This window comes from Methanobacteriaceae archaeon (assembly GCA_029219465.1).
Taxonomy (GTDB): Archaea; Methanobacteriota; Methanobacteria; order Methanobacteriales; family Methanobacteriaceae; genus Methanocatella.
Genome location: JAQXTL010000007.1, coordinates 68,942 through 91,880, shown reverse-complemented (window position 1 = coordinate 91,880; position 22,939 = coordinate 68,942). Strand labels below are relative to the sequence as shown.

The following is a 22,939-nucleotide window of genomic DNA, read 5'->3' as shown; positions in this document are numbered from 1 at the left end:
TAATAATAACAATAAAATTCTAAACGATAACTTAAAATGATTTAAGTTGATATTTTTTAAATAGAGGTTAAACTATGGTAAGTGTAAACATAGAAGCAAAAAAGACCGTAGATGTAATGATTGAAAAAGCAGATGCATTAAACATCGCTGTAGAAACCTTAGAAAATGGTGCTACCGTTTTAGATTGTGGTGTAAATGTAGATGGAAGTTTTAAAGCGGGTGAACTTTATACTAAAGTTTGTCTCGGTGGACTTGCAGATGTTGGAATTTCCATTCCTGGAGATTTATCTGAAAAATTCGCTCTTCCTTCAGTAAAAATTAAAACTGACTCACCTTCCATTTCAACCTTAGGTTCTCAAAAAGCAGGTTGGTCTGTATCTGTTGGAGATTTCTTTGCACTTGGTTCTGGTCCTGCAAGAGCAATTGCATTAAAACCAGCTGAAACTTATGAAGAAATCGGTTACGAAGACAAAGAAGCTGACTTAGCTATTTTAACTTTAGAAGCTGACGTATTACCTGGTGAAGATGTTGCTCAATACATTGCTGATGAATGTAACGTTGATGTTAAAAATGTATACTTACTTGTAGCTCCTACTTCTTCTCTTGTTGGATCTATTCAAATTTCTGGTAGAGTAGTTGAAAACGGAACCTACAAAATGTTAGAAGCTATTAAATTCGATGTAACTAAAGTAAAACACGCAGCAGGTATTGCACCTATTGCACCTATTGACCCAGATGGACTTAAAGCTATGGGTAAAACCAACGATGCAGTATTATTCGGTGGAAGAACCTACTACTACGTTGAATCTGATGAAAACGATGACATTGCTGATGTTGCAGCTAAATTACCATCTTCCGCAGCTGATGGATATGGTAAACCATTCTTCGATGTATTCAAAGAAGCTGAATTCGACTTCTACAAAATCGACAAAGGAATGTTCGCTCCTGCTGAAGTTGTAATTAACGACTTAACTACTGGTAAAATTTACAAAGAAGGATATGTAAACGTAGATTTACTCAAAAAATCCTTCGGTTTAGATGAATAAATTTATTCATCTTTTTTCTTTTCTTTTTTTATATTCTTAGTATTTATATTCTAATTTTCAATTAATTTTAAATAATATCATTTTTAAAATAATACTAACTACTCTTTGAGTGTTGATTAATTAAAAAAGGTGTTAATAATGGAAATTATGGATATTATTAAAGAGGCATTTATTTTTCCATCACAAAATATAGAAAAACTTGCAATTTACATAGCTTTAACATTTGTAATTGCAATTTTAATGGTTGGTGGGGTATTTTCTTGTGCATTTAGTAATGAAAATACTGCTCTTGTAATTCTTGGTATAATCTTATTCATTGCTTCATTCATTGTATCATTGGTAATGATGGGTTATCAACTAGGAATCATGAAGTCAGGTATTGATTTTGATGAAAACGCTCCTGCATTTGATTGGATAAATGATGGAATAAATGGTATTAAACTATTAATTGTTAATATTGTATACTTTATTATTCCTGCTATTATTACTGGAATTGTTGCAATTATTGCAAATGTTCCGGGTAGTTTTATGCAAATAATTGAAGAATACACTGCAAATATAAATGCAACTGCTGTTGCTAACTCAACTGCAACTGCTATGCCTGTTGTATCTGATGCTGCTTGGGCTTCCTTATTTAATTCTATTGCTATTACTGCAATTGTTGCACTTATTTTGTTTATAATCTTTGGATTTATTGAAACAATGGGTCAAGCAAGATTAGCAAACACAGGCAGTCTTGGCAATGCTCTTAATGTTATTGAAGCAGCAAAAGACATTCCAAGAATTGGAGTGGCTAAAGTACTTGCTCTTATTATTTTAGTTGTTGTAATTGGTGTAGTTATTCAAGGAATTGTAGGATATCTTACCAATCAAATCCCACAAATCTCAATTATTTCAGTTGTAATAACTCCATACTTGATTTTCTTTACCCAAAGAGCATATGGATTATTATATTCTGATATAGCTTAGGAAAATAACTTTTATTTTCCTATTTTTTACTTTTTTATCCAAAAGTTATATTCTAAGAACTTGATTCCAGTTCTATTTTTCAGATTAAATTTTAATAAACTTTAAATTATTTAAATAATAGATTATTTTATTGTGGAATTGATAATTATTGTAAACTTAATTTGAATTAAAAAATTATTTTTTTGATGGTGTGTGAATTTTTAATCCATTAGTGAAGAATTTTTTGAACTTTATCAAATTTCATATAATGTAATTATGTTGAAGAACAATTACGAATGAAAAAATTATTCTCGGTCTTCCAAAAGGAAGTTTGAACAATGTTAAAAGAGGAAATACTTATCAGTTATTTGTAGATGCAGGTTATGAAGTTAGAGGTTATGAATCGGGGTATGAATCTTACGAAATTGATATAGTTAATGATCCGGAAATAAATGCATATTTAACTCGTCCACAATCTGTTCCTGTGGAATTAAACAGAGGTATGGTGGATATTGCTATTGTCGGTGAAGATTGGATTAAAGAAGAATCCGTTTTAAGAGATACCAAAACTGTTAAAATAGGTGATTTGGATTATGGTAAAACTCGTTTAATTGTTGCAGTTCCAAATGATTCTCCGTATGAAAATTTAACTGAATTCTTCAGAGCTAATAAAGATAGAAAAACTCTAATCTTATGTTTCACTGAATATCTAAACTTAACTAGAAAACACATAATGGAAAATGAAGGATATAAAGAAATATTCGGTGATGCAGTACTATTTGTCCAAGTCAGAGGATTAACTGATGGGGACAACGAACAAGTACAAGTTATCAATTCTGATGGTGCAACTGAAGTATATATTGCTAAAGGTGCAGATTTAATTGTTGATAATACTCAGACTGGAAGCAGTTTAAGAAAAGCAGGTTTAAAAGAACTTGAAACAATATTGCACTCTTCAGCAGGATTATACGCTGGTGTATCCTGCACTGGTGAAAAAATGGTCAAAGCTCAATTGATCTATAAACAATTGTTCGGTGCAATAACTGCTAAAAATTATTTTGATGTTAAATTTAATTTAGCTAATGATAAAATTAGTGATGTTAGTGAATATTTGGTTGAAAATAAACTTTGTGCTGACGAACCGACTGTCACTGAATGTTCTAGCTTCTCACAAATTAATGTTTTAATTCCAAAAGCAAAATTCCCTGAAATGATTGAAGCAATCAAAGGATTCAATGCAACTTCAATCATCAGAAATGATTTAAAACAATTAATTAAATAATAAGTATGTTTTTTATATGTCTGTATAAAATATATTTGACATAACTTAATTTTATTATATTTTTTATTAATGGTATTTTGTAAAATGAGTTTATTTTAAAAAATATTCATTAATATTTATTTTTATTTAATTTTATTCAAATTATTTATTTTTCATTTAACATTATTGCTTTTTTTATTAATATATAGAAAAATTATTGTATTGTGGTTATGAAAAACTTTTTATTTAATGAGAATATATTTTATATTATTGGAGATGTATATTATGTCTGATTTAAAAGGTACTAAAACTGAAGAAAATTTAAAAGCAGCATTTGCTGGTGAATCTCAAGCACACACTAAATATCAATACTTCGCAGCTAAAGCTAAAGAAGAAGGCTATGTTCAAATCCATGATATTTTCATGGAAACTTCCAAAAACGAAAGAGAACACGCTAAAATTTGGTATAAACTCTTAAATGATGAAGTTATTCCTGACACTATTGCAAACCTCAACGGTGCAGCTGATGGTGAAAACGAAGAATGGACTTCAATGTACAAAGAATTCGCTGAAACCGCTAAAGAAGAAGGTTTCCCAATGATTGCATTCTTATTTGAAAAAGTAGGTGCAATTGAAAAAGAACACGAAGAAAGATACAGAACTTTACTCGCTAATGTTGAAAACGAAACTGTATTTAACAAAGCAGAAGATATTGAATGGAAATGTGAAAACTGTGGATTTATTTTCTCAGGTCCTAATGCACCTGAAAAATGTCCTGTTTGCGGACTTCCAAAAGCACACTTTGAAGAAAGAGCTACTAACTTTAAATAGTTTTTCTACTTTTTTATTTTTTTTAATTTTAAGTTAGTAACTTGATTACTAAAATTCATTTTCTATTTTTATATCTTATTTTAAGGAGGAAAAATTATGGTAGATTTAAAAGGAACCAAAACTGAAGAAAACTTAAAAGCAGCACTCGCTGGTGAATCTCAAGCACGTGTAAAATACGAATTTTACGCATCCCAAGCTAAAAAAGATGGTTATGTTGAAATTAAAGATATTTTCCAAGAATCATCTGACAACGAAAAAGAACATGCAAAAATCTGGTTTAAACTTTTAAACGGTGGTAAAGTACCTGATACTGAAACCAATCTCGCAGATGCAGCAGCTGGAGAACATGAAGAATGGACTTCAATGTACAAAGAATTCGCTGCAACCGCACGTGAAGAAGGTTTAGATGATATTGCAGAATTATTTGATGCAGCAGCTGCTACTGAAAAAGCTCATGAAGATAGATACAATGCTGTAGCTGACAAAATCAAAGCAGGTAAAGTATTTAAAAAAGATGAAGAAATCGCATGGAAATGTAACAACTGTGGTTACATCCATTATGGAACCGATGCTCCTGAAGTATGTCCATTATGTGATCACCCACAAGCACATTTCAGAAAACAAGATACTAGTTATATCTAAATTAAAAACCGGAGTTTTTACAACTCCAACCTTTTTATAATAACAATTTAGTAACTTGTTAGTTATTGACTTGATATTATGATTGAAAACAACATATGTTTATTAACAGACAGTTATAAAGTAACTCATCATTATTTTTACCCAAAAGGGACAGAAAAAATCTATTCATACCTTGAAAGCAGATTAGGTGCTGAATTTAATAAAACTATTTTTTACGGCCTGCAATATATCATAAAAAAATATTTGGAAGGTCAAGTCGTAAATCAGCAAAAAATTGAAGAAGCCGATAAACTTATTTCTAATCATATTGGTGAAGATATATTCAACAAAAAGGGTTGGTATTATATTTTAGATGAATATGATGGATATCTTCCAATAGAAATAAAATCAGTACCGGAAGGAACACCTGTAAATGTTAACAATGTCTTAATGACTGTTGAAAACACTGATAAAAAATCTTTCTGGTTGGTAAATTATCTTGAATCTCTACTTTTACAAGTTTGGTACCCTTCAACTGTTGCAACATTATCTGCTGAGGTAAGGAAATTATCAAAATTTTACCTTGAAGTCACTGGTTCTTCAAAGGATAATTTGGATTTCATGTTACATGACTTTGGATATCGTGGAGCTAGTTCAACTGAATCTTCAATGCTATCTGGATCAGCGCATTTGCTTAGCTTTTCTGGAACAGACACTATTCCTTCATTGACCATTCCTGAAAATTATTACAACGATTCAAATCTATATGGTTTTTCAGTTCAGGCAACTGAACACAGTGTGATGACATCATTAGGTCCTGAAGGTGAATTTGACCAAATTTTGAATGTTATTGATAATGCTAAAAATGGAATATTGTCTATGGTTATAGACTCATATAACTATAAAAACTTTTTAACCGAAGCTGGAAAATCAAATTCTAGATTAAATAACGCAATTACAGATTTTTTAGCTATTGAAGGAAATAAAGTTGTATTTAGACCTGATAGTGGTGAACCCGTAGCAACAACAATTGATTGTTTGAATATCCTTGAGAAAGGTTTTGGATCTTATCTGACAGATAAGGGATATAAGGTATTTGACTCAAATATTGGCCTTTTATGGGGTGACGGTTTAAACTATCATAAAATCAGAGATATCTTATTTGCAATGAAATCTAATGGATGGGCAGCTGAAAATATTATCTTTGGTATGGGTGGAGGCCTTCACACCTCTGTAAATCGTGATACACAGAGAAATGCATTTAAATGTTCTGCACAATTACGTAATGGTAAGTGGATTGATATCTATAAAAATCCATTGGATTCCAGTAAAAAATCCAAAACAGGTAGATTTAAATTAATTAATGAAAATAATTTTTTTAAAACAATACCAATCGATGCATGTGGTGAAGATTGTCTTCAAACTGTATTTAAAAATGGTGAATTGTTAATCGAAGACACTTTCGGTGATATCAAATCAAGAGCGTTAAAATATTCAAATTTTATATAAGGTGGTATTATGTGTACTGCAAGTAATTATATTACAGATAAGAATTATTTTGGTCGTAACTTTGATTATGAAATTTCATATAATGAAAGAGTAACAATTACTCCAAGAAACTATGAATTTAAATTTAGAAAAATTGATGATATTAAATCACATTATGCAATAATTGGAATTGCAGCAGGTATTGATGGATATCCATTATATTATGATGCATGCAATGAAAAAGGATTGTCAATAGCTGGACTAAACTTTCCAGGAAATGCAGTATATAAAGAAATAAATGATGACATGTTAAATGTTGCACCATTTGAATTGATTCCATATATACTTGGCTGTGCAAGCAACCTTGATGAAGCAATTGGACTATTTAAGAAAATTAATCTTGTGAATATTAATTTTGCAGAAGAATTGCCTTTAGCTACTCTTCATTGGATGTTGTCTGATCCAAGTGGGAAATGCATTGTAGTTGAACCATTGGAAGAAGGATTAAAAATTTATGACAATCCTGTCGGTGTTTTGACAAATAATCCTCCTTTTGATAAACAGTTATTTTCATTAAATAATTTTAGAAGTTTATCTATTAAAAATCCTGAAAACACATTTTCCAAAGATTTTGATTTAGATGAATATTCAAGAGGTATGGGTGCAATAGGACTTCCTGGGGACTTATCTTCTTCTTCAAGATTTGCAAAAGCAGCATTTACACGTGCTAATTCCTATTCTGATAGTGATGAAGCAAGCAGTGTTGGTCAATTTTTCCATATTTTGGGCTCTATTGAACAGCAAAACGGATGTACATTTATAGATGATCCTGATTTATATGAATATACAGTTTATTCATCATGTTACAATACGGATGAAGCGAGATTGTATTACAGAACATATAAAAATGCTCAAATAACTGCTGTAAGTCTAAATAATGAAGATTTAGACTCAGATAATTTGATAAATTATCCTTTAATTAATGAAGAACAAATCAATTTCATTAATTAATTTTTTCTTTTTTTTTAATTTTTATCTTATTTTTTTTAAAATTAAATAGATTATTTATACTATAATTTCCTTAAATATTATTATACTAGATAATTTTCATTAGTTTTGTGATTATCTTGTTTAAAAAGGAGGAATTTTTGTTGTATAATATTAAAAAGGTTATCATCATATGTCTGATTGCATTGCTCGTTGTTATTCCAACAGCATATGCAAGCAATAATCAAACAGATTTTGAATTAAATGATAATATTTTATCTGATTCTTATTATTTCGATGCTAATGTTGATGTTTCAGGTAATGGATCATTAAATTCTCCTTATAAAACTTTAAGAAATAATGTTCATGATGATTCTGTAATTTATTTAAATGAAGGTATTTATTCAGGATATTCTATTGAGGTTAATAATATAACTATAATTGGTAAAAGCAGTGAAAACACTATAATTAAAAATATGAATATTGATGTTGATGGTTCACTTGTTATTTGTAATGTTACTTTCATGAATTCAAGAATAACAAATGGTGGTAGCATCACTTTAATAAATTCAATCTTTAAGGACTCATATGCTTCAATTGGTGGATTTTTATCTTCTTCAAATTCTTCTGTAAATATAACTAACTGTACATTTACAAATATTCATGCAACAAATTATGCAGGTGTTATTTATGCAACAAATTCTAATTTGAATATTGCAGATTCTGTTTTCAGTGGAAATTATGCTAATTATTATGCTGGTGTTATTTATTGTGATAAAAATTCAAAAGTAACTATTTCAAACACTAATTTCACCAATAATCAAGCAAAAAACGATGCTGGTGGAGTAATATATGGTAGAGATTCTGAAATTATTGCCAATTATGTAAGTTTCTCAAATTCTTCAGCTACTTTCGGCGGTGCAATAACTGCACTTAATACAAATTTGAATTTAACTAATATTGATGCTCGTGACAATAAAGCAAAATATCGTGGTGGATCAATATACTCTGTTTACGGAGATTATACGATTGTAAATTCCACATTTGAAAATAATGTTGCTTCAGATGGTGGAGCAATATTTGTTGATTCTCCTGATTTACTTACAGTATCCTCAAATAAATTCATCAATAATAGTGCTTTAAATGTTGGTGGAGGAGTTTATATAATATCAAATGAAACTTATGTAATTTTAAATATTTCATTTTTAAATAATTCTGCTAGCATTAATAATGATATTTATGAAACTATATTACCTAATTTAACAATTGGTAATGGAGATTATATTTTAATTTATTATAATCAATCATATGATGGTGATCTTCCAAGTAGTTATGATTTAAGAACTCTAAACCAAGTAACTTCAGTAAAAAATCAGGGAAACGGTGGAAACTGCTGGTCATTTGCAGCATTGGCTAGTTTGGAATCCTGTATATTAAAGGCAACAGGCAATGCATATGATCTTTCTGAAGAAAACATGAAAAATTTAATGTCATTATACTCAGAGTATGGATGGGACATTACTCCGAATGATGGAGGATACATTGCAATGGGTATAGGATATCTTACTTCTTGGTTAGGTCCGGTAAATGAAAGTGATGACAGTTACTATGGTTCATCAGCATTATCTCCAGTACTTAATAGTTTTATACATGTTCAAAATATATTATTCTTGAAAAGAACTAGTTACACGGATAATAATGAAATAAAAAGAGCTATTATTGAACAGGGGGCTGTTTCAACCAGTATTTATTGGGATAAAAATAGTTATGCAAATGGAAAAAATTATTATAATTATGACCATACTTCTAGTGCTAACCATGCAGTAGTTATTGTTGGATGGGATAATAATTATTCTAAAACTAATTTTAAGAAAATCGCTCCGGGTGATGGTGCTTGGATAATCAAAAATAGTTGGGGGACTTCTGGTGGTGAAAATGGATATTATTATGTTTCATATTATGATGTACGTTTAGCACCCCTTAACAATCCATCTTCTACTTATACATTCGTCTTAGCAGATTCAATTAAATATGATAAAAATTATCAATATGATATTCCGGGTCAAACTGATTACTTATTGAATTCATCTAGTTCTGTCTGGTATAAAAATAAATTCACGGCAACCGATGATGAATATTTAACTGCAGTTTCAACATATTTCCAAAAAGATACAACTTGGGATTTATATATTTATGTAAATGATGAACTTAAATTAATTCAGTCTGGTAATGCAGTTGCAAGTTACTCAACAATTGAATTAAATCAATTTATACCTCTTAAAATTGGAGATGATTTTGAAGTTGTATTTAAAATAACTGTTGAAGGCAATGCAGGTGTTCCGATATCTGAAATAATTTCACTTAATAATCTGTTTTATGGGGAAAATATTTCATATATTAGCTATGATGGTGAAAACTGGAATGATTTATTTAATTTAACTTGGACATATCATAATCATTCTTATAAATCACAGGTTGCATGTATTAAAGCGTTTACAGTTTTAAATAAAATTAATTCTACTGTCACTTTAACCATTAATGATGAGTGTAATCCAGTTGAAATAATTGCGACAGTTTTAAATCAGTATGGAAATCCAGTTAATTCAGGCCAAGTCATTTTTAACATTGAAGGAAATGAATACACTGTTGATATTATAAATGGAATTTCAAAATTGAATTATATCTTTAAAAATAGTGGTGTCAAATTAATTAAAGTTTCATTTAACAGTGATAAATATACTGGTTCTTCTTCAAACATAACTATTCATTCAAAACAGGTTTCAATAGTTGCAAATGATATGGTTTCATGTCATAATGGGACTTTTTATTATTCAATTCGTTTGATTGATGATGATTCAAACCCTGTGGCAAATAAGGAAATCAAATTTAAGATTAATGATAAAGTTTATGTCGTTAGCACAGATAGTAATGGAATTGCAAAAGTATCTCTTAAATTAGCATTTGGTAGTTATAATATTGAGATTGGATTTAATGATGTTATAAATAATGAAGGATACAATTTAACTAAAAAAATTACACTCAAATCTTCTATTACAACACTTGCAAATGAAGTATATGCTTATAATTCCAATTATAAGGTAATTCTTTTGGATAATTATGGTAAACGGTTATCAAATTGCAATGTAGAAATCATTGTTAATGGTATAACTGAATATTTGGGCACTGATGATGAAGGTGTTCTTAACTATAATATTGAGTTGAGCCCAGGATCTTATTCAATAACAGTTATTAATCCTGAAACTGGAGGTAAATCAATCCAAAACATTAAGGTTGTCTCAAGAATGACTGGAAATAAAGACATAACCAAATATTTCAGTGTAGTAAGCTATTATAAGGTTAAAGTAGTAGATGATAATGGAAAAATTAAGAAAAACCTTAAAGTTACTATTAAATTGAATGGTAAGACCTATTATAAATACACTGATTCACATGGATATGTTTCATTAAAAATTTCATCCTTAAAAGCTGGAAAATATACAATAACTGCCACTTATAATGGATTCAAAGTATCTAATAAAATAACTGTAAAACATAATGTTATAACTAAAGATATGGCCATTAAAAAAGGAAAAACAGGTAAATTCACAGCAAAAATAGTGGATAGTAAAGGTAATATTTTAAAATATAAAATAGTCACATTTAAATTTAGAGGTAAAACCTACAAGGTTAAAACCAACAAATATGGTGTTGCTACTTTAAAGATAGCTAAAAAGACTAAAATTACTAAATATTCCATAACTACTACTTATGGTAGAGAAACAGTTAAAAATACAATAAGTATTGTAAAATAAGGTTAAATAACCTTATTTATTTGTTTTTATTAATTTACGTGCTGCTTTTAAGTCAGTATTGTAAATGTGGCCAGAAGTTGAGTGGTAGTGAACTCCACCAAAGTTTAATTTTTCACCAACAATTTCTTTGTTGACTTCTTCTTTCATTTTAAGACCTAAATATGCTATGAAAAACATATTTGAGTAAAATGCACCAAAAATATCATTACTTCTGAATAAACAGTGGATTGTTAATTCATTATCACGAACAATGCATTGTAAAAACTGAAGACAAGGAATATCTTCTCTTTTGGCATCAAGCTGTGGATCAATAGTAACTGCAACTGCACGATTGGAACCGGTAGCAGTTAAAATTCTCTGTTTCATAGTATTGAACTGGTCAATATCAAAATGTGCGAAAATACGATTAGGATAAGTATAAACAAAACCCTGATCATCAGGATTTTCAGCAGACTTTACATACTCATAAAGAGCATCACTTTTAATAGGACATCCTTCAATATCAAATTTTCCTGACTTAATGTCTGCTAAAAGCATATCAGTAGTGTAATTTTGATATTTAGCCCTGAATTTTAAATTAAAAGGATCATCTATGATGTAAAAGTTTCCTAAACTTTCAACTAAGTGATGATTGGAATCCTTGTAAGTTTCACTACCTTTACTTAAAACCTTATCCACAAAATCCAAATAACATTGATTAATAGTAAGCATAATATCAAGTCCTTAATTCTAATATATTTTTGTTTTTTAAATTATATAAAATTAGTTTTCAGTTTCAATGTATCTTAGCATTCCAAAGCCCATTGAATTTTTTTCTCCAACTCCAACATCATATGCAAATTTAATCAAGTCAGTATCACCCTCTAGAATTAAATCCATCATATATGCTCTGTGATATGTAGTGTTAGGACCTTTGGGGATTGTTATTCTTTTTCTTTTAACATGAGCCATCTCTGAATAAGCACTAATTTTTTTATCAGTATTTTCAATATTATTAAAAATACAATACTTTTTAATTAAGTTATTCTCAATACCTTTAAAAAATTTATCAGACGGTGCAAGATCAATCCTTTTAACTTTCCCGTCAATTTCTTTTGAATCCCTGATGTTAATTGGGGATAAAGTTTTAAATTCTGAAATTTCTCTAAAATCAGGTGTTTTTAATGCTTCAATTTTTTCTACAATCAATTTGTCATTCTTAAAGTTAATTTCTAAATCATCAACAAAACCGCTAACAAGATTTTTAACTAATAAATCATCTGGAGAAGATAAATAAAAACTAATTCTTCCATCACGTGCAATGATTCCATCTTTTACTAGCTTTCTTTTTTTAATATTGATTTGTGAAAAATTAAAGAATTTAAAGGAATTAGAATCATGTATTTTATTTGCAAGGTCTAAATCAGCTATTTTATTATAAATAATTGAAGATAGGATATGATTATAATTAAAAGGTACTTTAAAATTGTTTTCAGATTTGAGGTTGATTTTGAGTCTCATATTATCACTAATTTTATTAATAAGTTATTAACATAATAGTAATTATAAATCTAATGGATTTAGTATAAACACTTTTTTAATTTAATTAAGTGGTGGTTAAAATGAGTGATGATTTAAATATTGTTATTACGGGTAATCCATTTATAGATTCAGGTATCTATGCTCTCGCTACTAAATTAGATAAAAATATTTCAGATATTACTCTTGAAGATATTAAAATTGAATCTGAAAAACTTTCTAGATTATATACTGAATCATCTTGGAAAAAAGATATGTATACTATATTTCCAAATAATGTTTTAACTAATCCTGCTTCAACTAATAAGTCTGATTTAAATGAGATATATTTAGAAAAATTAAATGATCTTATTAATTCAATTGGTGATGTACAAGAAAGTGGCTCTTGTATGGGTTGTGGTAGACGTAATGTAGAAGAGGTTTTTCGTAAGGATGTAATTCCACTAACGGGTTCTAATTCTTTAGTTAACTTTTTTTCTTTCGGGAATTCTGGTGCGGATTATTGTTCACTATGTGCATTGTTAGTTCAATTTTCACCATTGATTATGTATCATTGTGGTGGAAAAATGATTGTATTGCATTCAAATTCTCAAAAAGTCATGAAATTTTGGGCTAAAAAAGCAATACGTAATATTGAGGTTCAAAAATCATCTGGAGAGTTTGAGGGTTGTTATAATAAGGGGATTACAAGACCAACTAATGCTATATTTAACATAATCTCTCAAGTTATTGATTCTGGAAGAAAATGGAGGAATGAAACTCCTTCTTTTAATTTTTATTATTTTACTAATTATAATCAAAATCCTGAATTGGATATTTTCACATTACCCACATCAGTTTTTAAGTTTCTAACTGAAATACCTATTGATGATAGGATTAATTGGAATTTTATTATTAAGAAATCTTATAAATTTGTAAAATGGGATAAAGTTGAATCTGATGATGACTATAAAAATAATCCAAATACTGTTTATAATAATTTAATGGAAGGAAAATCAATTTTAAGGCTATTTTATAATATTAAATTTAAAAAAACGTACTGTTCTTGGAAATTAGTTGAATCATATATGAAAGAGGTTTGGAATATGGATAAAAAAAGAATTGAAGTTATTAAAGATGTTGGAGATAGATTATCAGATTATATTAAAAATAATGATGATCCTAAGTCCTTAAATAATTTGGAACGTGCATCTAATTATAATAATTTTAGAAATATATTAAGAAAAATATTAAAAAATAAAATTAGTAAGGGTGATAATGAATTATTATTTACATATGATGATTATGTAAATTATTTATTCCCTGAGGGTAATATGACTTGGAGAGAAACACAGGATTTATTATTGTTTAGAATTTATGAAAATTTACATGATTGGTTAATTGAAAAAGAATATGTTGTTGAAGTTACTGAAGATGAAATATTGGAGGAAGATTAAATGTCAAATAATGTTGTTGGTTTAATGTTAATTGATGCTCCTCATTCTGCACTTAACAATGCAGGCTCTGATGCAGGAGATAGAACAGATAATATTGTAAGAGTAAAAACAATTAGAAAAGGAAGAGTAAGATATCCATATGTTTCTGGTCAAGCATTTAGATATTGGTTAAGGGAAACTTTAGAAGATAAATTTAATTGGAATATGTCACCGATTAGTCGTGAATCTAAAATTGCATTTACTGAAGCAAACCCAATAGAATATCCTGATGATGATGTTTTTGGGTATATGAGAGCACTAAAGAAAAAAGATGGTGGTACTGTTACAAGAATTTCTCCTTTTAAAAATTCTCCATTAGTTTCTGTTGTTGGTCAAAATCCTACTAATGATTTTGGAGTCATGGCTCGTCAAGAAAATGGTGATCCAGTACCTTATGAGCATGAATTTTATTCAACAATTTTTAAAGGTATTTTTTCCATTGATTTAGGTTCTTTAGGAGTTTTTAGTGAGATTGAAAAAACTGGATATAGGAATATGTATCCAAATTTAGTTAAATTAGCTGAAGAAAAAGGTTTGGTTCATAAAGATGATTGCTGGTTACTTGATGATGAAACAAGAATTAAACGTGCCACTGATATAATTAGTGCATTACCATATTTGTCCGGTGGTGCAAAAAATACTTCTCATTTAACTGATGTTACTCCAAAAATTTTAGTTCTTGCAGCTATTGATGGTGGAAATCACATTTTTATGAATATAATTCGTGAAGAAAATGATGAAACAGTATTTGATATTGATGCTTTAAATGAAGTTATTTCAGAATATAAAGATATTTTAAGAACTGATATTTATATTGGTCTTAGAAAGGGTTTCTTAAATGAAACACAGGATTGTATTATTGAATATGCTAAAAATAACGATAATGTTCATGTTGGAACTATTAAGGAAATGATAGATAAATTCTCTGAGGAAATTCCAAAGTTGATTTAAATGAAATGTTTAAGGATTATAATTGAAGGTTGGACTGCTTCATTTAGATATCCTACTTTTATAAGTGGGTTTCAACCTACTTTACCAGTTCCACCTTTAAGTACAATTTATGGATTGTTGTCTGCAGTTAAAGGTGAATTTGTCACTCCTAAAGATGTTAATGTTGGGTTTGTTTTTGATTCTGAAGCAAAAAATGTAGATTTAGAGTTTATATATGAAATAAAAGGTTTGAAAGGAAATAAATCTAATGTTGTTAAAAGGGAATTTTTATTTAATCCTAAATTATATTTATATTTGGATAATTTAGAGTTTAAAAAATTTTTTGAAAGACCACATTATCCATTATTACTTGGTAGGTCTTCTGATTTGGCTTATGTTAGTGAAATTAAGGAAATTGACATGGGTAAAAAATCTGATATTAATTTAGGTAAAACAATTCTTCCTTTTGGAACTGAAGGGGCTTTTGGAGTAATACAAGCATTACCTACTCATTTTTCTGAAGATATTCCTAGAAAAGCAATTGGGACAAAACCTTATATTTTAATGAATCAATTTTATAAATATTCTGGTGAATGTTTTTTTGATGAAGAGTTAAATTGGGGAATTTGGATGCATAATGAGGGATAAATCATGGTTTTATTAGCTAAACCTGATGAATATTTAATGCAACATACTGAAAATACTTTGAAAGTGTTTAGTAGTATTAAAAATGCTTATTTTGAGGTACCTGAAATTTGTAGTGTTCCTAACTTTTGGGAACATCTTTTTTATTCTTTATTTTTTCATGATTTTGGAAAAGGAGCTTCTGGTTTTCAAAATGCATTAAAAGATGGGAATTATTGGAATTATCGCCATGAAATTTTATCTGCTTCATTTATTTCTTCTTTAGACGACATTTTTTCTGAAGAAGATATTAAATCTATTGGAATGTGTATAATTACACATCATAAAGATTTAAATGATTTATCTAGGTATGATACATATAAAAATGTAAATTTAGAATCATATATAGAAAAATTAGATGAATTAAAGCCTAATTTTGATGAATTAATTGAATATATGGAGTTAATTCCTTCATTAAGTAAAAAATATCTTGGTTATGAATTAAAAATTCCAAAAAAAATTACATTTAATGAGTTGATTAACCCATTCGATAATGTAATTTATGATTATGAAGATGATATTGATGATGGTAATTATAGTAGATTACAGGGTATTTATGGAATTTTTTTAAAAGGTTTTATGAATGCATGTGATCACTTAGCTTCAGGTGGTCAATATGAAGTTTTAAATGGTGTTTCTATAGCAAACTTATTAAATTTCACTAATTTAAGAACAACACAAGAAATATCTTCAAAAACCAAAGGAAGTGCATTTTTAATTGCTCCAACAGGAAGTGGTAAAACAGAAGCATCATTATTGTGGGCTGAAAATAATCAAAATGATATTTATTCAAAAAGACTATTTTATATGTTGCCGTATACAGCAAGTATTAATGCGATGTATGAAAGATTATCTCAACTTTTAGAAAATGAAAATTTAGTAGGGTTAATTCATGGGAAATCTTCTTATTTTATTTATAAATTATTAACAAATGATATTGGGGATGTTAAAAAAATAAAAAATTTAACAAAGAAAATTTATAGGCCATATAAAATTTTAACTCCATTTCAAATTATCAAATATTTATTTGGTGTTAAAGGTTTTGAAATGGGACTCTCAGAGTTAACTAATTCATTAATAATTATTGACGAAGTTCATGCATATGATTCTAGAACTACATGCTTGCTTTTAGAGTCATGTAAATTTTTAAAAGAAAATTTAAATGCTGACATTTTTATAATGTCTGCTACATTACCTACTTTTCTAAAAAATTTATTTGAAGAGGAATTATCAATTAATAATATGATACAGTTATCTAATAATGAATTAGATACCTTCACACGGCATAAAGTTAATGTTATTGAGAATCATATTGAAAATTATTGTGATGTTATATTAAATGACATTAATGATGGTAAAAAAGTTTTAATTGTATGCAATACTGTTGATAAATCTCAAAAGATTTTTAAATGGTTTAGAGAAAAAAATATTGAAAATTCTGCTCTATTACATGGTAAATTCATATTAAAAGATAGGGAAGAAATTGAAAGAAAACTCAATGATTTAGATTTACTTATTGGTACTCAAGCTATTGAGGTTTCATTGGATATTGATTATGATGTAGTATATACTGAACCTGCTCCTTTTGATGCATTAATTCAAAGATTTGGTAGAGTTAATCGTAGAGGATGGTCAGAAAATATTGTCAAACCAGTTAATATTTTTACATATGGGTCAGATAATGATAAATTTATTTACAATCAAGAAATTGTTAAAAAGACATTAGATAAATTAAAAGATGTTGATTTATTAAAAGAGAGCATTATCCAAGGAATATTGGACGATATTTATGGTGATGGTTTTTCTGATAAAGATCAAGAAACTTTTGATGAGGTTAAAGATTCTTTTGAAAGTGTAACAACTAATTTAATTCCTTTTAAAAATTCTTCTAATCTTAGTTTTTATAAATTATTTAACTCAATTGAAGTTGTTCCATTTAAATATTGTGAGGAATATTTTGAAAAAGTTGATAATAAAGAGTTCTTTGAAGCAATGGGTTATTGCTTAAATATTACTGTGGGACAATTCCATAAACAAAATTCTTTAAATAATATTGAAAAGATACGGGATACATTTTTTATCAGTGTTCCTTATGATTCTAGTTTAGGTTTATTATTGTCTGATGAAGAATCTACACTCTTATGATGCGTATGTTGTATAAAATTAATGGTACTCAAATAAATTATTATTTTATATGTAAGACAAAACTTTGGTTATTTTCTCATAATATTCAATTGGAACATGAATCTGAAAATGTTAAATTAGGTAAACTATTGCATGAAGATTCATTTAAGCGAGAAAAAGATTATTTAATTGATAATTTAATTAATGTGGATTTCATTAAAATTAGTGATTCAATTGAAATCCATGAAGTAAAAAAGACAGAAAAAATGGATAACTCTCATGAGTTTCAATTATTGTATTATATGTTTTATCTTAAAAATGAAAAAGACATTGATAATATTAGGGGTTTTTTGGATTATCCGAAGAATAGAAAAAAGAAAGAAGTTTTTCTTACTAAAGAAAAAGAGGATGAATTGGTAAAAATTATTGAAGATATTGATAATATTATTAAAAATAACATGCCTAAACCTAAAAAATCTAAAATTTGCAGGAAATGTGCATATTTTGAATTTTGTTTTTCATAATGGTGTTAAAATGAATAAAAAGAATTATTATATATTGTCTGAGGGAATTTTAAAAAGAAAAGAGAATACACTTTATTTTCATAATAAAAAAGGTAAAAAACCAATTCCAATTAATAAGGTTTATTCAATCCATACTTATGGTCAAATTACTTTTTCTTCACAGGTAATGAGTTTACTTTCTAAAAATGGAATTCCTATTCATTTTTTTAATTATTATGGATTTTATAATGGTTCATATTATCCAAGAGAAACCTTACTGTCTGGTGACTTAGTAGTAAAACAATCAAGTTTTTATTTAGAAAATTCAAAAAGAATAGAATTGGCTAAACTTTTTGTTGAAGGAGCTGCTAAAAATATTTTAAAAGTTTTAAAATATTATAAAATTGATAGTAATATTGAAAATACACTTCAAGAATTAGATAAAACATCTAAAATTACTGAAATATTAAATATTGAAGGAAGAATTCGAGCAGAATATTATACGAAATTTGATGAGATATTGCCGGACAATTTTAAAATGGAAGGAAGATCAAGACAGCCTCCAAAAAACATGATAAATTCTTTAATTAGTTTTGGTAATTCAATGATGTACTCCACTGTTTTAACTGAATTATATAATACTCAACTAAATCCAACCATATCATATCTTCATGAACCTTCTGAGAGAAGATTCTCACTTTCTCTAGATTTAAGTGAAATATTTAAACCTATTTTTGTTGATCGTTTGATATTTTATTTAGTTAACAAAAAAATGATTACTGAAAAAGATTTTAATCAGGAATTAAACTGTTGTTTATTAAATGATAATGGGAGAAATAAGTTCATTAAAGAATATAATAAACGTTTAGAAAAAACAATTAAACATAAAGATTTGAAGAAAAATGTCTCATATCAGCGTTTAATTAGACTTGAAGCATATAAACTTAAAAAACATATCTTAGGTGTCAAGAAATATGATCCATTTGTAATTTGGTGGTAATAATGTATGTTATAATTGTTTATGATATTAATGTAGATAGAGTTAATAAAGTAAAATCATTTTTAAGACAATATCTTTTTTGGATTCAAAATTCAGTTTTCGAAGGAGAAGTAACTGAAAGTGAATTCAAGATAATTTATAATGGGTTAATGAATATAATTGATCAAGACGTAGATTCTATTATCATTTATAAATTAAGAATGTCTGAATTATTGGATAGGGAAGTTTTAGGTATTGAAAAATCTCCTATCGAGGAAATACTTTAATAAATTATATTTTACTTAATTTTTCATTTAATTATGGGATTTTAATTGTTATTTGCAGGATTTTTATCAAATAATTTTTAAAATAATTTTTTTCATTGGTTTGAATTAATTCTATTTTTTTTTATTAAAAAACATATTAAAATATATTATTTTTTTAAATACCTTTTAATAATTATTATTTGAGTAAATAAATTGCACATATGTTATTTTTTTAAGTTTAAATATATTTTATTTATTTTGTTGTTATTATAAAACAATTGCAATATGTGTGATAGACAATTTTAAGTAGTTTGATTAATAGATTTTAATATGTATTTGGTCAAAATAAGATATTTTTGGCCCTGTTAAAATCAGACCTATAATGGGATTGAAATTTTTTAGAAGTAGTAATACTTTTTTATATTATTAGGTTAAAATCAGACCTATAATGGGATTGAAATCCAGTAAATTAACTGAAGCATTAGCGAAAATTAAAGGTTAAAATCAGACCTATAATGGGATTGAAATTCTGTAACACTCCTTGTTCTTTTGTATCTATATTCTTGTTAAAATCAGACCTATAATGGGATTGAAATGAATATACTTTTGAAGAGGGATCTGATGGTAAAGCATGTTAAAATCAGACCTATAATGGGATTGAAATATTCATTTAACCTTTTTGTTGCATCTCTCATATCATGTTAAAATCAGACCTATAATGGGATTGAAATATTGACTATCCTTATCACCACAAAGCACACAAGCACGTTAAAATCAGACCTATAATGGGATTGAAATATGTCTTTTGTGCTTCTGTCGGCTTCTGTCGGCTTCGTTAAAATCAGACCTATAATGGGATTGAAATTATACACGAGGAAACTATATATATCATTTAAAATAGTTAAAATCAGACCTATAATGGGATTGAAATTTAATTCCATATTCAACAACTCTTATAAAAAATAAAGTTAAAATCAGACCTATAATGGGATTGAAATATGAGTCTTTTGGGTTACTTTCGCAATTTGATTGCGAGTTAAAATCAGACCTATAATGGGATTGAAATATGCGATTGACTGTAGTTATCCGAGAATCTGTCACAGGTTAAAATCAGACCTATAATGGGATTGAAATTTATCTGATAAAACACACGCAGGGTCACGATAAATCGTTAAAATCAGACCTATAATGGGATTGAAATACAGTCCAAGATAAATATTGATTATGAATCCTTCAAGTTAAAATCAGACCTATAATGGGATTGAAATTCTTTTGTTGGGAAATCAACAGTTACTGGTACTTTTGTTAAAATCAGACCTATAATGGGATTGAAATTAATATCACTCATCTTAATCAAATAATCTTCATCAAGTTAAAATCAGACCTATAATGGGATTGAAATTTCTTTGATTTATAAACATATTTTGGCAATTCCACAGGTTAAAATCAGACCTATAATGGGATTGAAATTAAAAAACACGTAAAAGATGAAACACAAATAAGAGAGTTAAAATCAGACCTATAATGGGATTGAAATATCTCTTGCTTAAAACTTAATGTTTTTATTGTGCCAGTTAAAATCAGACCTATAATGGGATTGAAATTATGTAAGATTTCATCTCTATAGTCTTTTTCTGCAAGTTAAAATCAGACCTATAATGGGATTGAAATGTATTAATGATGAAATAGTGAAGGGTAGTGTGAAGGTTAAAATCAGACCTATAATGGGATTGAAATTAATTATATTATTCAAGATTTGCAGAATGAAGATGAGTTAAAATCAGACCTATAATGGGATTGAAATAAAATTCTTTTGAAGAAGTATGTTGAGCATTATCCTTGTTAAAATCAGACCTATAATGGGATTGAAATTACTTATTATAGTTTATATTATACGCCAGATACGTGTTAAAATCAGACCTATAATGGGATTGAAATGTCAGGCAATGCCATAGTTGCCGAAGAACTTCCAGGTTAAAATCAGACCTATAATGGGATTGAAATAACAGAAGCAATTTTAAGGTGATTACAATGTACTGTGTTAAAATCAGACCTATAATGGGATTGAAATACATTACTCGTGCATAGTCTTTATGCAAAAACTCATGTTAAAATCAGACCTATAATGGGATTGAAATTCACGCATCTTAACTTGCTTCTTAATCTCTTTCAATGTTAAAATCAGACCTATAATGGGATTGAAATAGTAAAAATGAACCTGCTGTTGAATTAAAACCAGGTTAAAATCAGACCTATAATGGGATTGAAATAAAGTTAGTTATGGGTTTATGGAAACAACTGAACATGGTTAAAATCAGACCTATAATGGGATTGAAATAATATGGTATCAATTAATGAATGGGATATGCGCTGGTTAAAATCAGACCTATAATGGGATTGAAATTACGTACTCAATAGCACCCCACCCACTATAATAAGTTAAAATCAGACCTATAATGGGATTGAAATAACCATCTTCTTTCATTCTCCTAGCAATATACTTAGTTAAAATCAGACCTATAATGGGATTGAAATTCTCCTCAGTAAAAAATAATGGATTTGTAAAGATTAGTTAAAATCAGATCTATGATGGGATTGGAATATTTTTCAAAGTATGCTCATTTCACCAATTACAATCAACAAAATCATCAAATTCCTTATTTTTCATAGAATTTCTTCCATAAATTTTTTATTTTTCTTAAAAATTTTCTTAATTGCCTCTAAATCCCTCTTTTGAGTTAAACTTATATATTATTTTAAATATAGTTATAAATACTTAAATCTTTTTAAGTAAATCCAAATTTAGATGTGAAAAAATATGACAAACGAAAATTTTGCAAAGAAAATTAAAGATATAAGAAATAGACAAGACATGACTATCGAAGATCTCGCTGAGAGAAGTGGAGTAAAACTTGAAGTTTTAGAAGCTATGGAAGCTGGTGAAGTTATTCCTTCCCTTACTCCATTAACTAAAATGGCTAGAGCTCTTGGTGTACGTTTAGGTACTTTCTTAGATGACACTCCAGAACTTGGACCGGTTGTAACCAGAAACGGTGTAACCCAAAACTCTCTTTACTTCTCAGGTAGAGAAGACGTTACCAACGCTACTAACTTAGAGTTCCACTCCTTAGGTGCAGGTAAAATTGATAGAAACATTGACCCTTTCATAATTGATATTGAATTTGAAGAAGGAGAAAAAGAATTATCTTCTCACGAAGGTGAAGAATTCATCTACGTATTAGAAGGTGAAATCGAAGTTGTTTATGGTAAAGACTCTTTCATTGTAGGTAAAGGAGATTCCATATTCTACGATTCAGTAGTTCCTCACCACCTCCACGCTAGTGGCGAAAACAGCGCTAAAATACTCGCTGTATTATACACTCCATACTAAACAGAGAAATTAGGAGACTTGATAAAATGTTTGAGATAGTATTAAGACAACAATATGAGATAATCAGATTTTTCA

The 22,939-nt window shown here is 28.0% G+C and carries 18 protein-coding genes and 1 CRISPR repeat array; of the genes, 16 read left to right on the top strand and 2 right to left on the bottom strand.

Annotated elements, in window-relative coordinates; genetic code table 11:
- Positions 1-74: 74 nt before the first annotated feature.
- The 8 genes from mch (at position 75) to PUD86_05750 (ending at position 10,994) form a co-directional block, all read left to right on the top strand.
- Positions 75-1,046 carry a methenyltetrahydromethanopterin cyclohydrolase gene (gene mch, locus PUD86_05785; GenBank protein MDD6776784.1) on the top strand — a complete coding sequence of 324 codons (972 nt, stop codon included), beginning with the start codon at positions 75-77 and terminating at the stop codon, positions 1,044-1,046.
- A gap of 138 nt (positions 1,047-1,184) precedes the next feature.
- Positions 1,185-2,015, top strand: a complete 831-nt coding sequence (locus PUD86_05780) for a DUF4013 domain-containing protein (protein ID MDD6776783.1) — start codon at positions 1,185-1,187, stop codon at positions 2,013-2,015.
- A 310-nt stretch (positions 2,016-2,325) separates the two neighbouring features.
- A complete protein-coding gene (locus PUD86_05775) occupies positions 2,326-3,276 on the top strand; it encodes an ATP phosphoribosyltransferase (GenBank protein ID MDD6776782.1) in 951 nt (316 codons plus the stop codon).
- A 264-nt stretch (positions 3,277-3,540) separates the two neighbouring features.
- Positions 3,541-4,086, top strand: coding sequence for a rubrerythrin family protein (locus PUD86_05770; protein ID MDD6776781.1), 546 nt, complete (start codon positions 3,541-3,543; stop codon positions 4,084-4,086).
- A gap of 96 nt (positions 4,087-4,182) precedes the next feature.
- A complete protein-coding gene (locus PUD86_05765; protein MDD6776780.1) occupies positions 4,183-4,728 on the top strand; it encodes a rubrerythrin family protein in 546 nt (181 codons plus the stop codon).
- Between the two features lie 78 nt (positions 4,729-4,806).
- Complete coding sequence (locus PUD86_05760) at positions 4,807-6,216, top strand: nicotinate phosphoribosyltransferase (GenBank protein ID MDD6776779.1); 1,410 nt, start codon at positions 4,807-4,809, stop codon at positions 6,214-6,216.
- A 9-nt stretch (positions 6,217-6,225) separates the two neighbouring features.
- Complete coding sequence (bsh, locus tag PUD86_05755; protein ID MDD6776778.1) at positions 6,226-7,206, top strand: choloylglycine hydrolase; 981 nt, start codon at positions 6,226-6,228, stop codon at positions 7,204-7,206.
- 137 nt (positions 7,207-7,343) lie between these two features.
- Positions 7,344-10,994: a C1 family peptidase gene (locus PUD86_05750; protein MDD6776777.1), complete on the top strand. Its 3,651-nt coding sequence runs from the start codon at positions 7,344-7,346 to the stop codon at positions 10,992-10,994.
- Positions 10,995-11,006: 12 nt separating this feature from the next.
- On the opposite strand, the gene PUD86_05745 is transcribed toward PUD86_05750, so the two are convergent.
- Both PUD86_05745 and cas6 read right to left on the bottom strand, forming a co-directional pair.
- The gene (locus PUD86_05745) at positions 11,007-11,705 is read right to left on the bottom strand and encodes a thymidylate synthase (GenBank protein MDD6776776.1); all 699 of its coding nucleotides are present in this window, start codon (positions 11,703-11,705) and stop codon (positions 11,007-11,009) included.
- Between the two features lie 51 nt (positions 11,706-11,756).
- Positions 11,757-12,494, bottom strand: coding sequence for a CRISPR-associated endoribonuclease Cas6 (gene cas6, locus PUD86_05740; protein MDD6776775.1), 738 nt, complete (start codon positions 12,492-12,494; stop codon positions 11,757-11,759).
- 101 nt (positions 12,495-12,595) lie between these two features.
- On the opposite strand from cas6, the gene cas8a1 reads away from it, so the two are divergent.
- The 8 genes from cas8a1 to PUD86_05700 all read left to right on the top strand — a co-directional run bounded on the left by cas8a1 (position 12,596) and on the right by PUD86_05700 (position 22,864).
- Positions 12,596-13,948 carry a type I-B CRISPR-associated protein Cas8b1/Cst1 gene (gene cas8a1 / locus PUD86_05735; GenBank protein MDD6776774.1) on the top strand — a complete coding sequence of 451 codons (1,353 nt, stop codon included), beginning with the start codon at positions 12,596-12,598 and terminating at the stop codon, positions 13,946-13,948.
- Positions 13,949-14,938 carry a type I-B CRISPR-associated protein Cas7/Cst2/DevR gene (gene cas7i / locus PUD86_05730; protein MDD6776773.1) on the top strand — a complete coding sequence of 330 codons (990 nt, stop codon included), beginning with the start codon at positions 13,949-13,951 and terminating at the stop codon, positions 14,936-14,938.
- Positions 14,939-15,565, top strand: coding sequence for a type I-B CRISPR-associated protein Cas5b (gene cas5b, locus PUD86_05725; GenBank protein MDD6776772.1), 627 nt, complete (start codon positions 14,939-14,941; stop codon positions 15,563-15,565). It abuts the gene before it with no gap.
- Between the two features lie 3 nt (positions 15,566-15,568).
- Positions 15,569-17,746: a CRISPR-associated helicase Cas3' gene (gene cas3 / locus PUD86_05720; protein ID MDD6776771.1), complete on the top strand. Its 2,178-nt coding sequence runs from the start codon at positions 15,569-15,571 to the stop codon at positions 17,744-17,746.
- Positions 17,743-18,249, top strand: a complete 507-nt coding sequence (gene cas4 / locus PUD86_05715) for a CRISPR-associated protein Cas4 (protein ID MDD6776770.1) — start codon at positions 17,743-17,745, stop codon at positions 18,247-18,249. The genes cas3 and cas4 overlap by 4 nt, the downstream gene beginning before the upstream one ends.
- 10 nt (positions 18,250-18,259) lie before the next feature.
- Positions 18,260-19,228, top strand: a complete 969-nt coding sequence (gene cas1b / locus PUD86_05710; protein MDD6776769.1) for a type I-B CRISPR-associated endonuclease Cas1b — start codon at positions 18,260-18,262, stop codon at positions 19,226-19,228.
- Positions 19,229-19,230: 2 nt separating this feature from the next.
- Positions 19,231-19,494 (top strand): CRISPR-associated endonuclease Cas2, encoded by a 264-nt coding sequence (gene cas2 / locus PUD86_05705; GenBank protein MDD6776768.1) that lies wholly within the window; start codon positions 19,231-19,233, stop codon positions 19,492-19,494.
- Positions 19,495-19,837: 343 nt separating this feature from the next.
- Positions 19,838-22,075: a CRISPR direct-repeat array (repeat unit 31 nt; unit sequence GTTAAAATCAGACCTATAATGGGATTGAAAT).
- Between the two features lie 216 nt (positions 22,076-22,291).
- Positions 22,292-22,864, top strand: a complete 573-nt coding sequence (locus PUD86_05700) for an XRE family transcriptional regulator (protein MDD6776767.1) — start codon at positions 22,292-22,294, stop codon at positions 22,862-22,864.
- The last annotated feature ends 75 nt before the right edge of the window (positions 22,865-22,939 follow it).

Excerpts from the sequence above, each read along its gene's own strand:
- mch (MDD6776784.1), top strand. The coding sequence starts at position 75 with ATGGTAAGTGTAAACATAGAAGCAAAAAAGACCGTAGATGTAATGATT.
- PUD86_05780 (MDD6776783.1), top strand. The coding sequence starts at position 1,185 with ATGGAAATTATGGATATTATTAAAGAGGCATTTATTTTTCCATCACAA.
- PUD86_05770 (MDD6776781.1), top strand. The coding sequence starts at position 3,541 with ATGTCTGATTTAAAAGGTACTAAAACTGAAGAAAATTTAAAAGCAGCA.
- PUD86_05765 (MDD6776780.1), top strand. The coding sequence starts at position 4,183 with ATGGTAGATTTAAAAGGAACCAAAACTGAAGAAAACTTAAAAGCAGCA.
- PUD86_05760 (MDD6776779.1), top strand. The coding sequence starts at position 4,807 with ATGATTGAAAACAACATATGTTTATTAACAGACAGTTATAAAGTAACT.
- bsh (MDD6776778.1), top strand. The coding sequence starts at position 6,226 with ATGTGTACTGCAAGTAATTATATTACAGATAAGAATTATTTTGGTCGT.
- PUD86_05745 (MDD6776776.1), bottom strand. The coding sequence starts at position 11,705 with ATGCTTACTATTAATCAATGTTATTTGGATTTTGTGGATAAGGTTTTA.
- cas6 (MDD6776775.1), bottom strand. The coding sequence starts at position 12,494 with ATGAGACTCAAAATCAACCTCAAATCTGAAAACAATTTTAAAGTACCT.
- cas8a1 (MDD6776774.1), top strand. The coding sequence starts at position 12,596 with ATGAGTGATGATTTAAATATTGTTATTACGGGTAATCCATTTATAGAT.
- cas7i (MDD6776773.1), top strand. The coding sequence starts at position 13,949 with ATGTCAAATAATGTTGTTGGTTTAATGTTAATTGATGCTCCTCATTCT.
- cas5b (MDD6776772.1), top strand. The coding sequence starts at position 14,939 with ATGAAATGTTTAAGGATTATAATTGAAGGTTGGACTGCTTCATTTAGA.
- cas3 (MDD6776771.1), top strand. The coding sequence starts at position 15,569 with ATGGTTTTATTAGCTAAACCTGATGAATATTTAATGCAACATACTGAA.
- cas4 (MDD6776770.1), top strand. The coding sequence starts at position 17,743 with ATGATGCGTATGTTGTATAAAATTAATGGTACTCAAATAAATTATTAT.
- cas1b (MDD6776769.1), top strand. The coding sequence starts at position 18,260 with ATGAATAAAAAGAATTATTATATATTGTCTGAGGGAATTTTAAAAAGA.
- cas2 (MDD6776768.1), top strand. The coding sequence starts at position 19,231 with ATGTATGTTATAATTGTTTATGATATTAATGTAGATAGAGTTAATAAA.
- PUD86_05700 (MDD6776767.1), top strand. The coding sequence starts at position 22,292 with ATGACAAACGAAAATTTTGCAAAGAAAATTAAAGATATAAGAAATAGA.